The organism is Streptomyces sp. NPDC002328, assembly GCF_042890065.1.
Classification (GTDB): Bacteria; Actinomycetota; Actinomycetes; order Streptomycetales; family Streptomycetaceae; genus Streptomyces.
The window spans coordinates 218,000-237,257 of the sequence record NZ_JBIARQ010000008.1; the positions used below are offsets into that span (position 1 = coordinate 218,000).

Below are 19,258 nucleotides of genomic sequence, written 5' to 3' on the forward strand. Positions count from 1 at the left end.
AGCGTCGCCGACGCACCTGGAGAACGGCTTGAACCCACCTCCCACAGAGGCGTTGCGTCCGCCGGTCATCGAGGCGTTGCGTCTGCCGGTCATCGAGGCGTGGCGCGCGCCGGTCACCGCGGCGTGGTGCCCGCCGGTCACCGAGGCATCGCGCGCCCCGCTCACCAAGGCGTCCCGCCCGCCGCCCACCGCGGCATAGCGCGCCCCGGTCACCGCGGCGTGGGCCGCGTCGCTCACCGAGGCGGGACCCGCGCGCTCACCGAGGCGTTGCGCCCGCCGCCCACCGCAGCGTGGCACCCGCCGCCCACCGAGGCGTCGCGCCCGCCGGTCACCGAGGCATGCGCCTGCCTCCCACCGCGGCATCGCGCGCCCCGGTCACCGCGGCGTGGCCCGCGCGCTCACCGAGGCGTCGCGCCCGCCGCTCACCGCAGCGTGGCACCCGCCGCCCACCGAGGCGTGGCACCCGCCGCTCACCGAGGCGTCGCGCCCGCCGCTCACCGCAGCGTGGCACCCGCGCGCTCACCGAGGCGTTGCGCCCGCCGCTCACCGCAGCGTGGCACCCGCCGCCCACCGAGGCGTCGCGCCTGCCGCTCACCGAGGCATCGCGCGGCCCCGCTCACCGCGGCATCGCGCGCCCCGGTCACCGGGGCGTGGCCTGCGCGCTCACCCCGGGACGGGCCCGCGCGCTCACCCCGGGACGGGCCCGCGTGCTCACCCCGGGACGGGCCCGCGTGCTCACCCCGGGACGGGCCCGCGTGCTCACCCCGGGACGGGCCCGCGTGCTCACCCCGGGACGGCCCGGGCCGTGTCGGTCAGACCGAGGGCGCGGTGTACGTCCTCGGTGATGCGCAGCGTCAGTGCGGTGGGGTCGGGCTGGAAGTAGAAGTGGCCGCCGTCGAACAGGTGCAGGCCCAGGAAGGGCGTGGCCCGCTGCGCCCAGCCGGCCAGCCGCCGCGGCGGCGCCACGGCGTCGAGCCGGCCCCCGAACACCGACAGCGGCACCGGCAGCGGGCCGGTGTCGGGGGCGGGACGCCAGGTCTCCACCAGCCGCAGGTCCCCGCGGAGGGCCGGAGCGAACAGCTCCCACAGGTCCGGGTCGGCCAGGAGCTGGGCGGGCGTGCCGCCCATGGCGGCCAGCTCGCGCCGCAGATCGGGGTCGGACAGCAGATGACGCCGGGTCCCCTCGCCGTCGGGCCGGGGCGTCCCGCGCGCCGAGAGGCCCAGCCAGACGGGCGGGGTGCGCCCCTCGGCGAGCAGCGAGCGGGTCAGCTCCCAGGCGACGAGGGCGCCCATGCTGTGCCCGAACAGCGCGAACGGGCCGCGCAGTTCGCCGTCCAGCTCACGCCGGAAGTGCGCCACGAGCTGCGCGGCGTCGTCGAGCACGGGACGGTCGGACAGCAGCCCGCGGCCGGGGGCGTCCACCGGCCGAACCTCCCAGCCGGCCGGGAAACGGCCCGGCCAGTCGCGGTAGGCCAGATGGGAACCACCGGCATGGTGGAACACGAAAAGGCGCATGTCGATCGTGACTCCCTCGCGAACGGTCGTGGGGGGGGGGGGGGGGGGGGGGGGGGGGGGGGGGGGGCGGGGGGGGGCGGGGGGGGGGGGGGGGGGGGGGGGGGGGGGGGGGGGGGGGGGGGGCGTACGNNNNGGCCCGGCCCCCGCCCGGCCCGGCGGGGGTCGCCCTGTGGGCAACCCCCGCCTTGTGGCAAAACCACCCGGCGAGGGGGCGGGGCCCCCCCCCCCCGCGGGGGGGGGCGCCGCCCCGCGCCCCCCCACGGACGATATCCGCCCGGCCGCGGCCGCGGACCGCCCCCGCGAGGCCAACTCCACCGCCCGTGCAAGCGTTCTCGAGCCCCCCGCCCCCTGAAGCGAAGGCGGCCGTGGAAGGTCGCTCGAACCCGGCTGGAGACAGCGGGGGCGGTGGCGGGAACCGGGCTAGCGTGCACCACGGCCGACGGCTTTCGAGCCATCGAGGGAACTCGATCGGTACGGGGAGGAAACCGTGGAGATACAGGTTCTGGGACCGTTGAGCGCTGAGGTCAACGGAGTGTCGATCGTTCCGACCGCGGGCAAGCCGAGGCAGATCCTCGCCCTGCTCGCCTTCTACCCGAGCCGGGTGATGCCGGTGCCCACCCTCATGGAGGAGATCTGGGGCACCAACATGCCCCAGAGCGCCATGACGACCATGCAGACGTACATCCTTCAGCTCCGCCGCCGCCTGGGCACCGCGATGGGCCCCGACGCGCCCGGCACCGCCAAGGAGGTGCTGGCCACCCGGCACGGCGGCTACGTCCTGCAGATCCCGCCCGCCGGCGTCGACGTCCACCGCTACGAACAACTGGTGTCGGCCGGCCAGTCCGCCTTCGAGGAGGGCCAGGACGCGCGGGCGGCGGACCTGTTCCGGGACGCGCTGGCCATGTGGCAGGGTCCCGCCCTCGTCGACGTGCGCGTCGGCTCCATCCTGGAGATCGAGGTCATGCGGCTCGAGGAGAGCCGCCTGGTCACCGTCGAACGGCGCATCGACGCCGACCTCAGACTCGGCCGGCACACCGAACTCATCGCCGAACTCACCGACCTGACGGCCCGTCACCTCCAGCACGAGGGTCTGCACTCGCAGGCCATGGTGGCGCTCTACCGCTCCGGCCGCCAGGCCACGGCGCTGGACGTCTACCGGCGGCTGCGCACCCGCCTGATCGAGGAGCTCGGCGTGGAGCCCTCCCCGCAGCTCCAGCGGCTGCACCAGGCGATGCTCACCGTCGACCCCGCCCTCGATGTGGCGTGCGGGCCGCGCCGCACCTCCACCTTCAACCTGTACGCGGTCTGAACCCGAGCCGCGCTCCAGACCCCGGCGCGACCCTCGTGAGGCGCGGACCCCACGAGGAGGGACAGCCCATGTCCGACGGACCACCGGTGGCGCTGCACTGCTTCGCCCACGCCGGAGCCGGCGTCTCCTCCTTCCACGGCTGGCCCGCCCGCCTCGGCGCCGGCGTGACGCCCCTGCCCCACCTGCTGCCGGGCCGCGAAGGGCGGCGCCGGGAGCCCCGGGTGACCGGGCGCCGGGCGCTGCTGGCCGACCTGATGGACCGCTTCAGCGACCCGCCCGGCCCATACGTGCTCTACGGCCACAGCCTCGGCGCGCTGGTGGCCTACACCCTCACCCGGGCCCTGCACGAGGCCGGGCTGCCCGGTCCGGCGCTGCTCGCCGTGGGCGCCTGTCCGCCCCCCGACGCCGCGTCCGAACTCTCCGACGCCTGCCGGGAGTCCGACGAGCGGCTGCTGCGGCGGCTGCACGCCGTGGGCGCCGTCCCCCCGGACGCGGCCCCGGGCGGCTTCTGGCACCGCTCCGTGATGCCGGTCCTGCGCGACGACCTCGCCCTCGCCGACAGCCTGCGCGCCGCCGCCCGCACACCCGTCCCGGGCGGCCCCCTCACCGTGCCGGTCCTGGCCGTCGCGGGCGAGGACGACCCGCTGGTGCGGCCCGGCCGGATGGCGGGCTGGGGACGCTGGAGCGACGGGCCCCTGATCACCCGCACCCTGCCCGGCGACCACTTCTTCCTCCGCGGCCCCGACCTGCCCCACCTCCTGGGCCGGGCCTGCCGCACGATCCGCCGCCTCACCCCGGCCCCCGCGCCCGTGCCCGCGCCGGGTGCGCCCGCCTGGGCACGCGGCCCCGCGGGCGGCGGCACCCCGGCCGGCCGCAGCCGGCCGCACCAGGACCGGCGGGACCGGCGGGACGAAGGGCCGGCGGGAGCAGCCGCCGGCACCGGGGCCGGCCGGGCCGCCGCACCGGCGGCCGCCGAGACGTCCCGGCCGCCGACCCCGCCCGCGTCCGCGTCCGTGCCCGCGTCCGTGCCCGCGTCCGCGTCCGTGCCCGCGCCCGTGCCCGTGCCCGCGTCCGCGTCCGTGCCCGCGTCCGCGTCCGCGTCCGTGCGCGGCGCGCGCTGACGGGCGGCCGGTCATGGCCTCGCCGCGGGTGCCCGGGACGGGGCCCGTGCCCGGGACGGGGCACGCCGACGAACTGCGCACCGACGTCTGCGTGATCGGCGCCGGGCCCGCCGGGCTCGCGCTCAGCCTGATGCTGCTGCGCTCCGGCGTGCGGGTCGTCCTGCTGGAGCGCTCCATCGGACTGCGCCGCGACTTCCACGGCGAGATCCTCCAGCCCGGCGGCCAGCGGATCCTCGACGAGCTGGGCGTCCTGGCCGCCGCCCGCGCCCGGGGCGCCTGCCCGCTCGACGGCTTCCAGGTCCTCCAGGACGAACGGGTGCTGCTCGACATCGACTACCGGCGCCTGCCCGCCCCCTACGACTGCCTGCTCGCGCTGCCCCAGCGCCACCTGCTGCACGAACTCCTCGCCGCCTGCCGGGCCCTGCCCGGATTCACGCTGCTGGAGGGACACCGCCTCGGCGCGCTGCTGCGCGAGCGGGGCCGCGTCGTCGGCGTCGGGGCCCGGCACGGCGGCGGACGCCAGGTGACGGTGCGGGCCCACGTCGTGGTCGGCGCCGACGGCCGGCACTCCAGGACCCGGACGCTGGCCGGCATCGACGCGGGCCGCACCGAGGCGTTCGACCAGGACGTGGTGTGGTTCGCGCTGCCCGGGGCCGGACGCGCCACCGGCACGGTCCGCGTGCACCGCAGCGAGCACGGCGCCCTGCTGGTCCACGACTCCCACCCGGACCGGCTGCGCGTCGGCTGGACGCTGCCGCACCGCACCTGGAACCTGGCCGCGGCCCGCGGCATCGACGACATCCGCCGCGAACTCGCCGCCGCGCTCCCGCGGTTCGCGGACCTCATCCACGACCGTCTGCACGCCGTGACGGACCTGAAGCCGCTCGACGTGTTCGCCGCCCAGGCCACGGAGTGGGTCCGCGACGGGCTGATCCTCGTCGGCGACAGCGCCCATACGCACGGCCCGATCGGCGCGCAGGGCATCAACCTCGCCCTCCAGGACGCCGCCGCCGCACACCCCGTGCTGCTCGACGCGGTCCGCGCGGGCGACGCGAGCCGGGAGCGGCTGCTGCCCTACGAGCGGCGGCGCAGACCGGCGGCCGAGGCCGTGCACCGCATGCAGCGGACCCAGGCCAGAGCGCTGCTCGGCCGCGGCGGCCCCGTGACCACCCGGCTGCGCTCCGCCGCCGCCGCCCTGATCACCCGAACCCCGCTCGGCGACCGCATCACCCGCACCATCGCCTACGGCCCCACCCCCACCCCCGTACACACCAACCTCTTCACCCCCACCCCCCACCACCATCCCTGACCCCCAGGCCGGCCCCCACCCGGGGAGTGGACGGCGCCCGCGCAGGGGGAGTGGGCGCGACCCGCGCCCGGTCGCGTGCCGGGCCCGCCCCTGAACCCGTGCCATGGGCTGACCGGTTCGGCGGCCTCGCCCCGGATCGGGGCGAGACCGCGGTCATGCCCTTCCGCTCAGTCCAGTTGCTGGGCGTGCAGGCCGATGAGGCGTTTGTAGGCGTGGTCCTGGTGGGGGTAGAGGACCTGGACGTCGATGAGGAGAGCCGTTCCCGGCTCGACGGCATGTCCTGGTTTGGAGCCGAGCAGGACGGCGCCGCTGGTGCCGTCCTTGATGATCTCGCCCCAGAAGATGTCGGTGAAGCTCCTGGCCAGCGAGGTTCCTTCGGGCAGGCTGCCGAAGCCCACGGCCCACTTCATGACGCGGGTTTCCGCGGCGTGCATCGTGAGCCGGTAGGAGTAGATGTGCCCCTGACCGTCGGACCAGTCGCCCCGGAATTCCTGGTCGATGACGAGGTTTCCCTCGAAGGGGGACGCCAGGGCGGACTGGGCCTGGTCGTTCCAGGAGCCGTTGGGGCTGCCGGCCATGGGGATGGACCGCAGGTCGGCGATCGAGGTACCCGCGTCCACCGGGAGCGAGTGGCCCTGCTGGTCGGCGGCGGAGAACAGTGTGTTGTTCTCCATGGTGTTGTTGACGACGGCGCTCACCCCGTCGCCGCTGTGGTCGAACCCGTACGCGGAGAAGTCGTTGATGTGCGTGCCCACCGGGATGGCGAGGATCTTGTCGCCGCGTCCCGGGGTCTGGCCGGCGTTGAAGGCGCTGCCCCGGTAGAGGCAGAAAGTGCCCTCGGGGCATGCGTCGGCTCCCTGGCCGTAGATCAGCTTCGGTTCGTTGTCGCTCACTGCACTCCCTTGACGGTCAACGGCTGGCACGGCTGGTCCCGGCTGTCCCGAGCTGCTGGCAGACGGAGCCCGCTCCGAGTCGACACAATATGCAGTTGATTGGCTACTCAACGTGGCGACGCGGTGTATGGCGTGTCACTCCTGATCGGTGGCGTCCCGATCCCGCAGCGGCCGCAGGCCGCCGGGCAGGTGAGGGAGCTGGAAGGAGTACCGGCCGTGCATGTCGATGTGGTGCCGCACGAACGGCGAGAGGCGGGCCACGTCATCGTCCCGGACGTCGAAACCTCCCGCCCGCAGCCGGTTCACCGCGGCCTGGCGGCTGGCGACGCCGAGGGGGTGGGCGAGGTCGGCCCGGCTGGCTCCCGCGTCGCGGGCTGTTTCGATCAGGCCCGTCTCCCATCCGGCGAGCTGCTCGCGGACCTGCCGCAGCAGCATCAGAGAGGCCGGCGCCTGCTCCGGCCCGGAACCGGGGGTGTGGGGGATGTCCTTGGGCCCTTGCTGGGCGGCGCGTGGGGCGTCGTCTATGGCATCAAGGGCCGCCGCGAGGGTTGGACGGGGGTGCGCGGCCCGCGCACCCCGCAGGGACGGGCCGCCGCAGCCCCGGCGTGACAGCCGGGCTCTGGGCGGGGCCGGAGCCATGATGAAGACGGCGTTGCCCGGGACGCTGAAGCGTCCCGGGCAGTATGTGCGGGTGCCGGCCGCGAAGCCGCTTGGGCAGTTGCGGGTCTTCGGCGTCTCAGGCTGAGGCCGGCGGAGCGGATGACTCGGCGGCGCGGCGGTATTCGGCGTTGATGCGCTGGGCTTCTTCGAGCTGGTCTTCGAGGATGATGATGCGGCAGGCGGCCTCGATCGGGGTCCCGTGGTCGACGAGCTCCCGGGCCCGGGCGGCGATGCGCAGTTGGTAGCGGGAGTAGCGGCGGTGCCCGCCCGCGGAGCGAAGCGGGGTGATCAGGCTGGCTTCGCCGATGGCGCGGAGGAAACCCTGGGTGGTGCCGAGCATCTCGGCGGCCCGGCCCATGGTGTAGGCGGGGTAGTCGTCGTCGTCGAGACGGCCGAAGGTGTCGTCTGCTGTCATTGCACCTCTCTGTGGAACACGCTCGAGGGGCCCTGGTGTCGAACGACACCAGGGCCCCGAAGGAACTACACCATCCGCCGGCCCTGGTACTGCGCCGGCGTTCTGTTTCCGCTGACCCGACGGGAATGCTGTCGGGTGCGCGGGGATCGCGGTTGCTTGACCGGAGACCACCTCACTGTCGATGTCCTGCGGTACCCGGGCTCAAGACTTCCGCCCGGGCGATCCTGATGGCGCCTGGCTCCTCCGTTCTTCCCTCGATGATCAACTGTGTGCGTGGTACTGCGAACTGCTCAGCGGCCTGTGACAGCGCCACCCTCCGGCAGCCGGCTCAGAACCCCACTGCCGAACTTCCCGGTGCGCGCGTCCGCAGCCGACGCCTTCACCGAGGTACTGCTCACTGACTTCACTGCTGGGTACTGCGTCCTGCACCTACGGGTACTGCGATCAACTGCGGTACTGCACGGCGGCCCCTGACCACTGCGGGCCACCCGGTCCGGTCGCCAGTCCCGTCGCCGTCCTGCAACAACCCTGGCTTCGAAACTCCGCCACCGCACCGTCCTGCCAACTGCAACTGCGAGTACTGCTGCCCGGCAGTTCGTCTCTGCCAGGCCCTGCTGACTTCCTGGGTTACGAGAGAAACCATAACCAGACCACCACCCAATGTCTACTCCAGCCACCATAGATTTTCGTGCGTTCGACGATGAGGTAATCGAACTCGGCGATGACACGGCCTTGGGGCGCAGCGGTACGGCGGTTGACGCTAAGCCGGTGATTATGGGATCGGGGCAGGTCGTGGGCGGGCCTACCGCATCTCCGGCCTCGGGGAACAACGGAACAGCCGGTGGCGCCTACGTCATCCCCGCCACCTGAGCGGAACCGCGTCAAGCACCTGCCTCTCGGACTCGTGCCGGTACCTGATCCGAGCAGGCCCTCAGACCTGCGCCCGGACCTGCACCCCGGACCCGCGCCGGGATCTGCGCCCGGCCCGCGCCGGGGGAGTGGGCGGGACCCGCCCCCGAACCCGCGCCCGGTCCCTCCTCCGCCCCCCGGCCGGGAAAGCCGCGGACTCCTCACCGCAAGGCCGGTGTCAACCCCGCCCCCCGCCCGGGGGTCGAGTGCTCTTCCAATGTTTCTCGAGTGCTTCGGCAGAGCGTGGGAGTCGCAGTGCGGTGCTCGCCGAGATCCGGAGGAGAACGAGCCGTGCCGAAGCTGACGTACCCCGATCTCCCGGTCGACGGGCTGCTGCGCTCGGCCGCCGTGCGCGATCCCGACGGCCTCGCCGTCCGCACGGCCCACGAGGCGCTGACCTTCAGCGAACTGGACGACCGGGCCGACCGGATCGCCGCGTTCGTGCAGCGCGAGACCGGCCGCCGCCCGGGCGCGCGGGTCGGCGTCGCCAACGCCCTCGACCCCGCCTTCGCCGCCGCCTACTACGGCGTCCTGCGCGCCGGCGCCACACTGGTCCTCCTCAACCCGCTCACCGGCGAGGACGGCCTGCGGCACGTGTGCGCCGCCGCCGGCGTCGAGATCGCGCTGGCCCCCTCGGCCACCGCCGCCCTGCTGGCCAAGACACGCGCCGAACTGCCCGCGCTGCGCACCGTCGTTGCCACCGACGCGCCCCACGGCGCGGCGCCCGCCGGCTGCCTGCCCCTGCACGCCGCCCTGGCCGCCGCGCCGGACGCCCCCGAAGGCCGCCGCGCCGACCGGGACGCCGTCGCCTGCGTGCAGTTCACCACCGGCACCACCGGACGCCCCAAGGGCGTGCTGCTCACCCACCGCAACCTCGTCGCCAACGCCCGCCAGACCGCGCTCGCCCACCGCCTGCGCCCCGACTCGGTCACCCTCAACCACCTGCCGCTCTACCACGTCATGCACCTCAACTCGGCGGTCGACGCGGGCGCCTGCCAGGTCCTGTGCCAGGACCCCGACCCCCTGGTCTCGCTGGCCGTGGCCGCCGGCGCCGGCGCCACCCACTACTACGGGCTGCCCGCCCGGCTGCACCGGCTGGCCGCCGACGGCCGGCTCGCCCGCACCCCGCGCGCCGCACGCGGCGGCCACCGGCTCACGGCCGTGCTGTCCGGCGGCTCCGCGCTGCGCCCGCAGGCCGCGCACACCCTGCGCGAACTGCTGGGCGTGCCCGTCGTCCAGGGCTACGGCCTGGCCGAGCTGTCCCCGCTCACCCACAGCCAGCAGCCCGGCCGGCACCGGCCCGGCAAGGTCGGCACACCGGTCCCCGGCACGCAGTGCCGACTCGTCGACCTCGCCACCCGCCGCCCCGTCGCCGTCTGGTCCACCGGCGAGGTGCAGGTCAAAGGCCCCCAGCTGATGGCCGGCTACCTCGGCGAGAAGACCTGCGCGCGGATCGACGCGGACGGCTGGTTCTCCACCGGGGACGTCGGCTACGTCGACGACGACGGCGCCCTGGCCCTGGTGGACCGGGTCGACGACGTCTTCAAGTACGACAACGAGATCGTCTCGCCCAGCCGCGTCGAGCACATCCTCGCCGAGGACCCCAGGGTCGCCGACTGCGTGGCCGCCCCCTGGCCCGACCCCCGGCACGGCGGCCTCGTCTGGGCGGGCGTCGTCCTGCGCGACAGCGACACCCCCCAGCACGGCGAGAACGGCGAGAACGGCGAGGACGGCGAGGACGGCGAGGACGGGGTCCTCGACTCGATCGCGGCGCGGGCCAACGAACGGCTCGCCCCCTTCGAGCGGATCCGCCTCACCGAAGCCCTCGACGCCGTACCGCGCACCCCCACCGGCAAGCCGCAGCGCCGCCTGGTCCGCACCCGGCTCCAGGACCGGGCCGCCGCCGGACCGTTCGCCCGCACCCACACCGACCCCGCAAGGAGCAGACCATGGTGACCTTCGTCAACAAGCTGACGGTGCACGGCGACCTCGACGCCTTCCTCGCCGTCAAGGGCAGGCTCACCGCCTACATGGCCGCCCAGCCCGGATACGTCAGCCACCGCACCCTGCGCCACACGGGCGCGCCCGACGTCTTCCTCGAACTCGCCGTCTGGCAGGACGCCGCCGCCCACGGCAGGGCCGTGCGCAGCCCGGAGTTCCAGTCCCTGGTCCAGGGCCTGCGCCCGCTGGCCACCCCCGACCCGGGGCTGTACGAGACGGTCGAGGAGAGCGCGTGATGGCCGGCGCCGGCCGGACCCAGGCGATCGTGGTGGGCGCGGGCCCCGCCGGCCTGACCGCCGCCCACGAACTCGCCCGCAGAGGGCTGCGGGTGCGGCTGGTCGACGCCGCGGCCGGGCCCGCCCGCACCAGCCGGGCCGTGGCCGTGCACCCGCGCACCCTGGAGACGTTCACGCAGATGGGCGTCGTCGAGGCGATGCTCGGGCGGGGCCGCCAGAACCGCGCCTTCACCATGTACGCGCGCGGACGCCGCCTGGTGCGCCTGGAGGCCGACTACTCCACCATGCCCACCTCCCACCCCTACACGCTGGTCATCGCCCAGACCGAGACCGAGGCCGTGCTGCGCGAGGCGGTGGCCCGGCTCGGCGTCGAGATCGAGTGGGGCGTGCGCCTGACGGGCCTCGAACAGCGTGCCGACGGCGTGTCCGTCCGCCTGAGCGGGGCGGACGGGACCGAGCGGCGGGCCGAGACCTCGTGGCTGGTCGGCTGCGACGGCGGGCACAGCACCGTGCGCAAGCTGCTCGGCCTGGAACTGCTCGGCGAGAGCAGCGAGACCTGGATGCTCGCCGACGCGCCCGTGGAGAGCGACCTGCCGCCCGACACCATCTACTGGACCCACACCGGCGGCCAGGCCCTGATGATGGTGCCCTACGCCCGCGACGGCCACTGGCGCCTCCTCGACACCGCCCCCGCCCCCGCCCCGTCCGGCCCCTCCGGCGCCCCCGGCCCCTCCGACGCCCCCGGCACCCCCGGTGCGGACCGCGTCGCCGAGCGGCTCAGCGCCCGGCTGTCGGCCGGACTCGGCCGCCCCGTCCGGGTCGGCGAGGCCGAGTGGACGTCCGTGTTCACCTTCCAGCAGCGCATGGTGCGCCGCATGCAGGACGGCCGGGTCTTCGTGGCCGGCGACGCCGCCCACGTGCACAGCCCCGCCTCCGGACAGGGCATGAACACCGGCATCCAGGAAGCCCACAACCTGGCCTGGAAACTCGCCCAGGTGGAACAGGGCCACGCCGGAGCGGAACTCCTGGACACCTACAGCGAGGAACGGGTCCCCATCGGCGAGGCCCTCCTCGGCTCCACCCGCACCGCCACCTTCCTCGTCCAGCTGAAGAACGCCCTCGCCCCGGCCGCGCTGCCGGTCGTCTTCGCCCTCGTGCGCGCCGTGCCGGCGCTGCGCCGCGCCATCCAGCGCAAGGTCCTCGGCGGCATGTCCGGCCTGCGCATCGGCTACGGCGACTCCTCCCTGACCACCGTGGAGTCCTACGAGCACGTCGCCAGAACCGGGACCGTGATGATGGCCGTGAGCGTCCCCACCCCCCTGCCCGTCCCCGGCGAGCGCGTCACGGCCGCCCCGGTCCACGACCCGCACGCGCCCGGCTGCCGCGCCCTGCACGACGAACTGCGCGACCCCCGCTGGACGCTGCTGCTGGCCGCGGGCGGCACCGGCCCCGGCGACGGGCCCGCCGGCGTGGCCGTGACGGCCGCCGTCCAGTACGCCGAGTGGCTGTCCGTGCGCACGGTCGGCGGCGCCTCCCCCGACGGGCCCCGCCCGCTCGACGACCCCGGCGGCCGGCTGCGCACCGCGCTCGGCCTGGCCCCGGGCTGCTGGACGCTGGTGCGCCCCGACGGCTACGTCGCCGCGCGCGGCGCCCGGCTGACCCGCGCCGTGCTGGACCGGGCCCTCGCCCCGCTGCGCCTCCCCGCCCCGCTGGCCGGGGAGGCGCGGCGAGAACCCGGCATCGTCCTGGACGCGCCGAGCCGGCGCCCCGAGGAGCACTGATGCCCGGCCACGACGCCAGCGCGGTCCCGGTGGGTACGAAACGGAAGAAAGGATGTGTGGGGTGACGGAGGAGCGCGTGCACCGCACGGCGTACTCGGTGGAGGTGGCCGCGCCCGCGGCGGTCGTCTACGGGCTGGTCTCGGAGGCGGTGCAGTGGCCGCTGTTCTTCCCCTCGAACGTGCATGTGGAGCGGCTGGAGTTCGACGGCACCAACGAGCGGCTGCGCATGTGGGCCACCGCGGGCGGCCGCATCAGGTCCTGGATCTCCACCCGCGTCCAGGACCCCCAGACCCGGCGCGTGGAGTTCCGCCAGCAGCACGTCCAGCCGCCGGTGCGGACGATGGACGGCACCTGGGCCGTCGAGGAACTGCCCGGCGAAGCCTGCCTGCTGACCCTGCGCCACGCCTTCACCGTGCACGGCGACCGGGCCGAGGACGTCGCCTGGGTCGAGCGGGCCCTCGCCGTCAACTCCCGCGCCCAGCTGGACAGTCTGCGCTCGCTCGCACAGCGCTGGGCGCGCTTCGACTCGCTCGTGCTGACCTTCGAGGACTCCCTGCGCATCGACGCCCCCGCCGAGCCCGTCTACGAGTTCCTCCACCGGGCCGCCGACTGGCCCGGCGTCCTCCCGCACGTGTCGCGGCTCGAACTGACGGAGGACACCCCCGGGGTGCAGGTCATGACGATGGACACACGCACGCAGGACGGGGCGGTGCACACCACCGAGTCCGTACGGGTCTGCTTCCCCCACGCGGGCCGCATCGTCTACAAGCAGACCGCCACACCGGAGCTGATCGAGGCGCACAGCGGGGAGTGGAACGTCGTCTCCGACGCCCACGGGGTGACCGCCGTCGCCCAGCACAGCGTGGTGCTGCGCGAGGACGCCGTGCGGCGGGTCCTGGGCCCCGACGCCGGCCTCGCCCACGCCCGCCGCCACGTCCGCCAGACCCTGCGCCGCGACACCACCGCCCTCCTGCACCGGGCCCGCACCCACGCAGAATCGGCCCCCGGCACCCGCTGACCCCGGGCCCCCCGGCCCCGCCGCCCGCCGTCCAGTGCAGTTCCGGTCCGGCTCTAGCCGGGGCGTCGACAGTTGGCTGACGACGGACAGGCCGGAAGGGGAGCGGGGCAGCGGTCGTGGGCGCTCGACCCTTTCGGACGGCCGACGACCTCAAGGAGAGGCATGAGCCCCAAGAACACCACCGCGGAGAAGGCGGAGAAGAACGACGACAGGGCCCTCCAACCGTCCCAGCCGGTGCCGTGGCACCTGGCGCTGCTCAGCGGAGACGACGGCACCGCCCTCGGCGCGGGACTGGCCACTCTCAAGGCCCGCTTCACCCGGGCCCCGGCCCGCGAGGACGTCCCGGTGAGCATCCGCACCGTCAACAGCACCGAGGGCGGCCACCGCGCAGCGGTCCTGACCGGCGACGGCGTCGCCACCGAGATCGGCGCCCAGGAGACGGCCAGCACCGCCCCGGTCGCCTTCATGTTCCCCGGCCTGGGCGACCACTACGCCGACATGGGCCGCGACCTCTACCGCGACTTCCCCGTCTTCCGCACCGCGGTCGACGACTGCGCCGAAGCCCTCACCCCCGAACTCGGCCTGGACATCCGCGAGATCGTCTTCCCCGCCCCGCGGCCCGGCGCACCCCGCCCCGACGCCCCCGCCATGGACCTGCGGCGCATGCTCGGCCGCGACGACGGCCCGCAGAGCGAGAGCGAGCGCCGGCTGAACACCACCCGGCTGGCCCAGCCGGCGCTCTTCGTCGTCGAGTACGCGCTCGCCCGCCTCTGGCAGTCCTGGGGCGCCCGCCCCTCCGTCATGATCGGCTACAGCCTCGGCGAGTACGTCGCGGCCACCCTCGCCGGCGTGCTCAGCCTCCCCGACGCGCTCACCCTGGTCGCCCGGCGCGCCGCGCTCATCGAACAGCTGCCGCAGGGCGCCATGCTCGCCGTCATGCTCCCCGAGGAACAGGCGGCCGGCCTCCTCGGCGACGACGTCTCGCTCTCCGCCGTCAACGGCCCCGAGTTCTGCGTGCTGGCCGGCCCCGTCGCCGCCGTCGAGGCACTGGAGCGCACCCTCGCCGGCCGAGGCGTCGTCAGCCGCCGCGTGCGCTCCACGCACGCCTTCCACTCCTCGATGATGGAACCCGTCGCGGACCGGCTCACCGACCTCGCGCGAACCCTCACCCTCAACCCGCCGCGCATCCCCTACATCTCCAACGTCACCGGCGAGCCCATCACCGACGAGCAGGCCACCGACCCCGCCTACTGGGCCCGCCACCTGGTCGCCACCGTCCGCTTCGCCGGCGGCCTGCGCCACCTCGCCGGCGTCCCGCTGCTCCTGGAGACCGGCCCCGGCCAGACCCTCAGCAGCCTGGCCACCGTGGCCCGCGGCACCGCCGCCGGCACCATCGTCGCCTCCATGCGCCACCCCCTGGAACGCCGCTCCGACTCCGCCGTCGCCCTCAAGGCACTGGGCCGGCTGTGGCTGGCCGGCGCCGACATCGACTGGACCGGCTTCCCGGCCGCCGGACTGGACATCGTCGCCGACGCCGCCGCGAGCGCCGCCCGCGAAGCCGACGGCGACCACCCGCCCGGCGCCACCGAACGCGGCGCCACCGAACGCGAACTCGCCGCCGTGTGGGCGAGCGTGCTGAAGAACGAACAACTCCCGCACGACATCAGCTTCTTCGAACTCGGCGGCAACTCACTGCTGGCCACCCGGCTGGCCCTGCGCGTCAAACGCGCCTTCGGCGTCGACCTGGCACTGTGCGACATCTACGAACAGGCCACCCTCTCCCGCATGGCCGACGCCATCGACACCCTGCGCGCCGGCGGCACACCCGCCGCCACCGGCCAGGGCTCCTCCCACACCGGCAACTCCCTGGCCCGCCACCGGCTGCCCAACGGCCTGACGGTCTGGCACCAGAACGAAGCCGAGACCCGCCACTTCTACGAGGACATCTTCGAACACCGCACCTACGCCAAGAACGGCATCACCCTCCCCGACGGCGCCACCGTCTTCGACGTCGGCGGCAACATCGGCCTGTTCACCCTCTTCTGCCACTACGAGGCCAAGAACGTACGGGTCTTCGCCTTCGAGCCCGCCCCGCCGATGTTCGACCTGCTCAGCCGCAACGTCGCCGAACACGGCGTCGACGCCACCCTGTTCGACATCGGCGCCTCCGACACCGAGACACAGGCCGCCCTCACCTTCTACCCGCGCAGCTCCGGCATGTCCTCCTTCCACCCCGACCAGGAAGAGGAGAAGCACAACCTGCGCACCATCATCGCCAACCAGCACAAGAGCGCCGCCGACGAGGACACCGCCCGCCTGGCCGCCTCCGAGGACCTGCTCGACGTCCGCTTCGAGGCGATCGAGTTCACCGCCGCGCTGCGCCCGCTCAGCGCCGTCATCCGCGAACAGCGCATCGAACGCATCGACCTCATCAAGATCGACGTGCAGAAGAGCGAGCGCCAGGTCATCGACGGCATCGCCGACGAGGACTGGCCCAAGATCCAGCAACTGGTGCTCGAGGTGCACGACGCCGACGGCGAGGTCGCCCGGCTCGCCGACCTGCTCACCGGCCGCGGCTTCACCGTCACCGCCGAACAGGACGAGCTCTACGTCGGCACCGACATCCACAACATCTACGCCGTACGCGGCACACGCTGACGGAGCCGCCCGACATGGAATTCACGACCGTAGGAGTGGTCGGCGCCGGCGTCATGGGCGTCGGCGTCGCACAGAACCTCGCCCAGACCGGCCACCGCGTCGTCCTCGTCGACCTCCGCGAGGAGATCCTCGACACCGCACGCCGCGAACTGCGCACCGGCCTGCGCGCCCACGCCCTCTTCCACCGGGGCCCGGCCGCCGACCCGGCCGAGATCTTCGACAGGATCGAGTTCACCACCGACCACGAACTGCTCGCCGACGCCGACCTCGTCGTCGAGAACGTCACCGAGGACTGGGACGTCAAGAAGCAGGTGTACGAGCGGATCGACCGCATCGTGCGCCCCGAGGCGGTCTTCGCCGTCAACACCTCGGCGATCTCCATCACCCGCGTCGCCTCCGTCACCGGGCGCCCCGAGCGGGTCGTCGGCATGCACTTCATGAACCCGGTGCCGATGAAGCCCATGGTCGAGGTCATCCGCGGCCACCACACCACCCCCGAGACCATCGACACCGCCCGCCGCTTCCTGGCCGAGCTGGGCAAGGACTGCGTCGTCGTCGAGGACGTGCCCGGCTTCGTCTCCAACCGCGTGCTGATGCTCACCATCAACGAGGCCGTGTTCCTCGTCCAGGACAAGGTGGCGCCCCCGGCCGACATCGACCGGATCTTCCGCAGCTGCTTCGAGCACCGGATGGGCCCGCTGGAGACCGCCGACCTGATCGGCCTGGACACCATCCTGAAATCCGTCGAGGTGCTGTACGAGAGCTTCAACGACGACAAGTACCGGCCCGCCCCGCTGCTGAAGAAGATGGTCGCCGCCGGCCTGCTCGGGCGCAAGAGCGGCGAGGGCTTCCACAAGTACCGCTGACAGGACGGAAGACGAACGCCATGAGCAACGACAACAGGACCAGGATCGCCGAGTACCTCTCCCGCTTCTTCCCGGTCCACGACCTGAAGGACGACGACGACATCTTCGAACTCGGCTTCGTCAGCTCGATGTTCGCGATGCAGCTGGTGTCCTTCGTGGAGCACGAGTTCGCCATCACCGTCGAGAACGAGGACCTGGAGCTGGAGCACTTCCGCTCCATCGGCGCGCTCGACGCCTTCGTCACGCGCAAGCTGTCCGCCCCCGTACCCCAGTAGGCGAGAGCGGACACGACGACGATGACCGCAGCGCTCACCGCGGAACAGGAACAGGCCCGCACCGAGTTCAGGGCCTTCGCCGACCGCCACATCGCCCCCCATGCCGACGCCTGGCACCGCGACCAGCGCACCCCGCCGCAGACCGTGCGGCTCCTCGCCGACGCGGGCCTGCTCGGCCTGCCCGTGCCCCGCGAGTACGGCGGAGGCGGCCGCGACGCGGTCACCCTCGGCCTGCTCGCCGGCGAACTGGGCCGGGCCTGCTCCTCGGTGCGCAGCCTGCTCACCGTCCACACGATGACGGCGCACGCGATCGCCCGCTGGGGCAGCGCGCACCTGAAGCGGACCTGGCTGCCCCGGCTCGCCCGCGGCGAGCGCGTCGCCGCCCTCGCCGTCTCCGAGCCGAACGCCGGCAGCGACGCCGCCGCCGTCTCCACCCGCCTGGTCCGCGACGGCGACGACTGGATCGCCCACGGCCACAAGAAGTGGATCACCTACGGCGAGATCGCCGGCCTGTTCCTCCTCGTCGGCCGCGCCGAGGAAGGCCCCACCGCCCTCCTCGTCGAACGCGACACCCCGGGCCTGCGCACCGAGCTGATCGAGGACATGATCGGCATCCGCGCCTCGATGACCGCGAACGTCTACCTCGACGGCTGCCGGATCCCCGGCGCCAACCTGCTCGCCCGCCCCGGCCTCGGCGTCTCCCACGTCGCCGGCGCCGCCCTCGACCTCGGCCGCTACACCGTCGGCTGGGGCTGCGCCGGCATCCTCGACGCCTGCCTGGACGCCAGCGTCGACTACGCCGGCCGGCGCGAGCAGTTCGGCTCCCTCATCAAGGAGCACCAGCTGGTCCGCCGCATGATCAGCGACATGTACACCTCCGCGCGGGCGGCCCGGCTGCTGTGCCTGGAGGCCGGCCGGCTGCGCGACGAACGCCACCCCGGCGCCCTGGCCGCGGCCTCCACCGCCAAGTACTTCGCCGCCGCCGCGGCCGGCCGCGCCGCGGCGGACGCCGTGCAGCTCCACGGCGCCAACGGGTGCAGCTCCGACTACCCCGTCCAGCGCCTCCTCGGCGACTCCCGGGTCATGGAGGTCATCGAGGGCAGCGCACAGCTCCACCAAGTGGGCCTTGCCGAATACGCGTTCCAGGAGCGAGCACCGAGGAGTGCGCGATGACCACCACCACGACCGCTGCCACCACGACCGACGCTGCCACCACGACCGACGCCGCCGCCACCACGACCGACGCCGCCGCCGTCCGCGCGACCGTCAAATGCGTGATCTGGGACCTCGACGACACCGTCTGGGACGGCGTGCTGCTGGAGGACGGCGACGTCACCCCGCGCCCCGGCGTCATCGAGGCGATCCGCACGCTCGACGAGCGCGGCATCCTGCACTCCATCGCCAGCCGCAACGACCACGACACGGCCATGGCGAAACTGACGGAGCTGGGCATCGCCGAGTACTTCCTCCACCCCCAGATCGGCTGGGGCGCCAAGTCCGACTCCGTCCGGGCCGTCGCCGAGGCCCTCAACATCGGCGTCGACACCCTCGCCTTCGTCGACGACCAGCCCTACGAACGCGACGAGGTCCGCTTCGCCCACCCCGACGTGCTGTGCATCGACGCCGCCGACGCCGCACGCATCCCCGAACTGCCCCGCGCCCGGCCCCGCTTCGTCACCGCCGACTCCCGCGAGCGCCGCCACCTCTACCGCGCCGACGCCCGCCGCCGGCAGGCCGAGGACTCCCACGGCGGCACCGCCGAGGAGTTCCTCGCCTCCCTCGGCATGCGCTTCACCATCGCGCCCGCCCAGGAACGCGACCTCCAGCGCGCCGAGGAACTGACCGTGCGCACCAACCAGCTCAACGCCACCGGCTACACCTACTCCTACGAGGAACTCGACGCCTTCCGCCGCTCACCGCGCCACGACCTGCTCGTCGCCGACCTCGAGGACGCCTACGGCGCCTACGGCAAGATCGGCCTGGCCCTCGTGGAACGCGACGACGCCGTATGGACCGTGAAGCTGCTGCTGATGTCCTGCCGCGTCATGTCGCGCGGCGTCGGCACCGTCCTGCTCCACCACCTGATCCGCAGCGCCCACCGGGCGGGCGTGACCCTGCGCGCCGAGTTCATCCCCACCGACCGCAACCGCACCATGCTCGTCACCTACAAGTTCGCCGGCTTCCGCCGGACGGCCCGCCAGGGCGAGGTGAACGTGCTCGAACACGACGGCTCCCGGGTGCCGGACCTGCCGCCCTACATGGACGTCACCGCCGCCGGCTGACCCTCCCGCA

The 19,258-nt window shown here is 74.0% G+C and carries 16 protein-coding genes and 1 pseudogene; 13 read left to right on the forward strand and 4 right to left on the reverse strand.

Going from position 1 to position 19,258, the window contains the following annotated elements; genetic code table 11:
• Positions 1–28: 28 nt before the first annotated feature.
• Positions 29–199 carry a hypothetical protein gene (locus ACFYX4_RS22040; protein ID WP_389335710.1) on the forward strand — a complete coding sequence of 57 codons (171 nt, stop codon included), beginning with the start codon at positions 29–31 and terminating at the stop codon, positions 197–199.
• A 584-nt stretch (positions 200–783) separates the two neighbouring features.
• On the opposite strand, the gene ACFYX4_RS22045 is transcribed toward ACFYX4_RS22040, so the two are convergent.
• Complete coding sequence (locus ACFYX4_RS22045; protein WP_389335713.1) at positions 784–1,515, reverse strand: thioesterase II family protein; 732 nt, start codon at positions 1,513–1,515, stop codon at positions 784–786.
• Positions 1,516–2,002: 487 nt separating this feature from the next.
• Here ACFYX4_RS22045 and ACFYX4_RS22050 point away from each other — a divergent pair, with 487 nt between their 5' ends.
• The 3 genes from ACFYX4_RS22050 to ACFYX4_RS22060 all read left to right on the forward strand — a co-directional run bounded on the left by ACFYX4_RS22050 (position 2,003) and on the right by ACFYX4_RS22060 (position 5,254).
• Positions 2,003–2,824 carry a BTAD domain-containing putative transcriptional regulator gene (locus tag ACFYX4_RS22050; protein ID WP_389335716.1) on the forward strand — a complete coding sequence of 274 codons (822 nt, stop codon included), beginning with the start codon at positions 2,003–2,005 and terminating at the stop codon, positions 2,822–2,824.
• 68 nt (positions 2,825–2,892) lie between these two features.
• Positions 2,893–3,945 (forward strand): thioesterase II family protein, encoded by a 1,053-nt coding sequence (locus ACFYX4_RS22055; protein WP_389335719.1) that lies wholly within the window; start codon positions 2,893–2,895, stop codon positions 3,943–3,945.
• A gap of 46 nt (positions 3,946–3,991) precedes the next feature.
• A complete protein-coding gene (locus tag ACFYX4_RS22060) occupies positions 3,992–5,254 on the forward strand; it encodes an FAD-dependent monooxygenase (protein WP_389335722.1) in 1,263 nt (420 codons plus the stop codon).
• A 167-nt stretch (positions 5,255–5,421) separates the two neighbouring features.
• On the opposite strand, the gene ACFYX4_RS22065 is transcribed toward ACFYX4_RS22060, so the two are convergent.
• From ACFYX4_RS22065 to ACFYX4_RS22075, 3 genes and pseudogenes are all read right to left on the reverse strand, one after another.
• Positions 5,422–6,147: a hypothetical protein gene (locus ACFYX4_RS22065; RefSeq protein ID WP_389335725.1), complete on the reverse strand. Its 726-nt coding sequence runs from the start codon at positions 6,145–6,147 to the stop codon at positions 5,422–5,424.
• A gap of 285 nt (positions 6,148–6,432) precedes the next feature.
• Positions 6,433–6,786 (reverse strand): annotated as a pseudogene (locus ACFYX4_RS22070) (hypothetical protein); the annotation flags it as partial.
• A gap of 97 nt (positions 6,787–6,883) precedes the next feature.
• Positions 6,884–7,222 (reverse strand): MerR family transcriptional regulator, encoded by a 339-nt coding sequence (locus ACFYX4_RS22075; protein ID WP_389335728.1) that lies wholly within the window; start codon positions 7,220–7,222, stop codon positions 6,884–6,886.
• A gap of 1,200 nt (positions 7,223–8,422) precedes the next feature.
• Between ACFYX4_RS22075 and ACFYX4_RS22080 the strand changes: the two genes are divergently transcribed.
• The 9 genes from ACFYX4_RS22080 to ACFYX4_RS22120 all read left to right on the forward strand — a co-directional run bounded on the left by ACFYX4_RS22080 (position 8,423) and on the right by ACFYX4_RS22120 (position 19,248).
• Positions 8,423–10,087 (forward strand): class I adenylate-forming enzyme family protein, encoded by a 1,665-nt coding sequence (locus ACFYX4_RS22080; RefSeq protein ID WP_389335731.1) that lies wholly within the window; start codon positions 8,423–8,425, stop codon positions 10,085–10,087.
• Positions 10,081–10,368, forward strand: coding sequence for an antibiotic biosynthesis monooxygenase family protein (locus ACFYX4_RS22085; RefSeq protein WP_389335734.1), 288 nt, complete (start codon positions 10,081–10,083; stop codon positions 10,366–10,368). Before ACFYX4_RS22080 ends, ACFYX4_RS22085 begins: the two co-directional genes overlap by 7 nt.
• Positions 10,368–12,149 carry an FAD-dependent oxidoreductase gene (locus ACFYX4_RS22090; protein ID WP_389335737.1) on the forward strand — a complete coding sequence of 594 codons (1,782 nt, stop codon included), beginning with the start codon at positions 10,368–10,370 and terminating at the stop codon, positions 12,147–12,149. The genes ACFYX4_RS22085 and ACFYX4_RS22090 overlap by 1 nt, the downstream gene beginning before the upstream one ends.
• A gap of 52 nt (positions 12,150–12,201) precedes the next feature.
• Positions 12,202–13,167 carry an aromatase/cyclase gene (locus ACFYX4_RS22095; RefSeq protein WP_389335740.1) on the forward strand — a complete coding sequence of 322 codons (966 nt, stop codon included), beginning with the start codon at positions 12,202–12,204 and terminating at the stop codon, positions 13,165–13,167.
• Between the two features lie 162 nt (positions 13,168–13,329).
• Positions 13,330–15,825 carry an FkbM family methyltransferase gene (locus ACFYX4_RS22100; RefSeq protein ID WP_389335743.1) on the forward strand — a complete coding sequence of 832 codons (2,496 nt, stop codon included), beginning with the start codon at positions 13,330–13,332 and terminating at the stop codon, positions 15,823–15,825.
• A gap of 14 nt (positions 15,826–15,839) precedes the next feature.
• Positions 15,840–16,691 (forward strand): 3-hydroxyacyl-CoA dehydrogenase family protein, encoded by an 852-nt coding sequence (locus ACFYX4_RS22105; protein WP_389335746.1) that lies wholly within the window; start codon positions 15,840–15,842, stop codon positions 16,689–16,691.
• Positions 16,692–16,711: 20 nt separating this feature from the next.
• Positions 16,712–16,966 carry a phosphopantetheine-binding protein gene (locus tag ACFYX4_RS22110; RefSeq protein ID WP_389335749.1) on the forward strand — a complete coding sequence of 85 codons (255 nt, stop codon included), beginning with the start codon at positions 16,712–16,714 and terminating at the stop codon, positions 16,964–16,966.
• A 21-nt stretch (positions 16,967–16,987) separates the two neighbouring features.
• Complete coding sequence (locus ACFYX4_RS22115; RefSeq protein WP_389335752.1) at positions 16,988–18,139, forward strand: acyl-CoA dehydrogenase family protein; 1,152 nt, start codon at positions 16,988–16,990, stop codon at positions 18,137–18,139.
• On the forward strand, positions 18,136–19,248 hold the full coding sequence (locus ACFYX4_RS22120; protein WP_389335755.1) for an HAD-IIIC family phosphatase: 1,113 nt from the start codon (positions 18,136–18,138) through the stop codon (positions 19,246–19,248). Before ACFYX4_RS22115 ends, ACFYX4_RS22120 begins: the two co-directional genes overlap by 4 nt.
• Positions 19,249–19,258 lie beyond the last annotated feature (10 nt).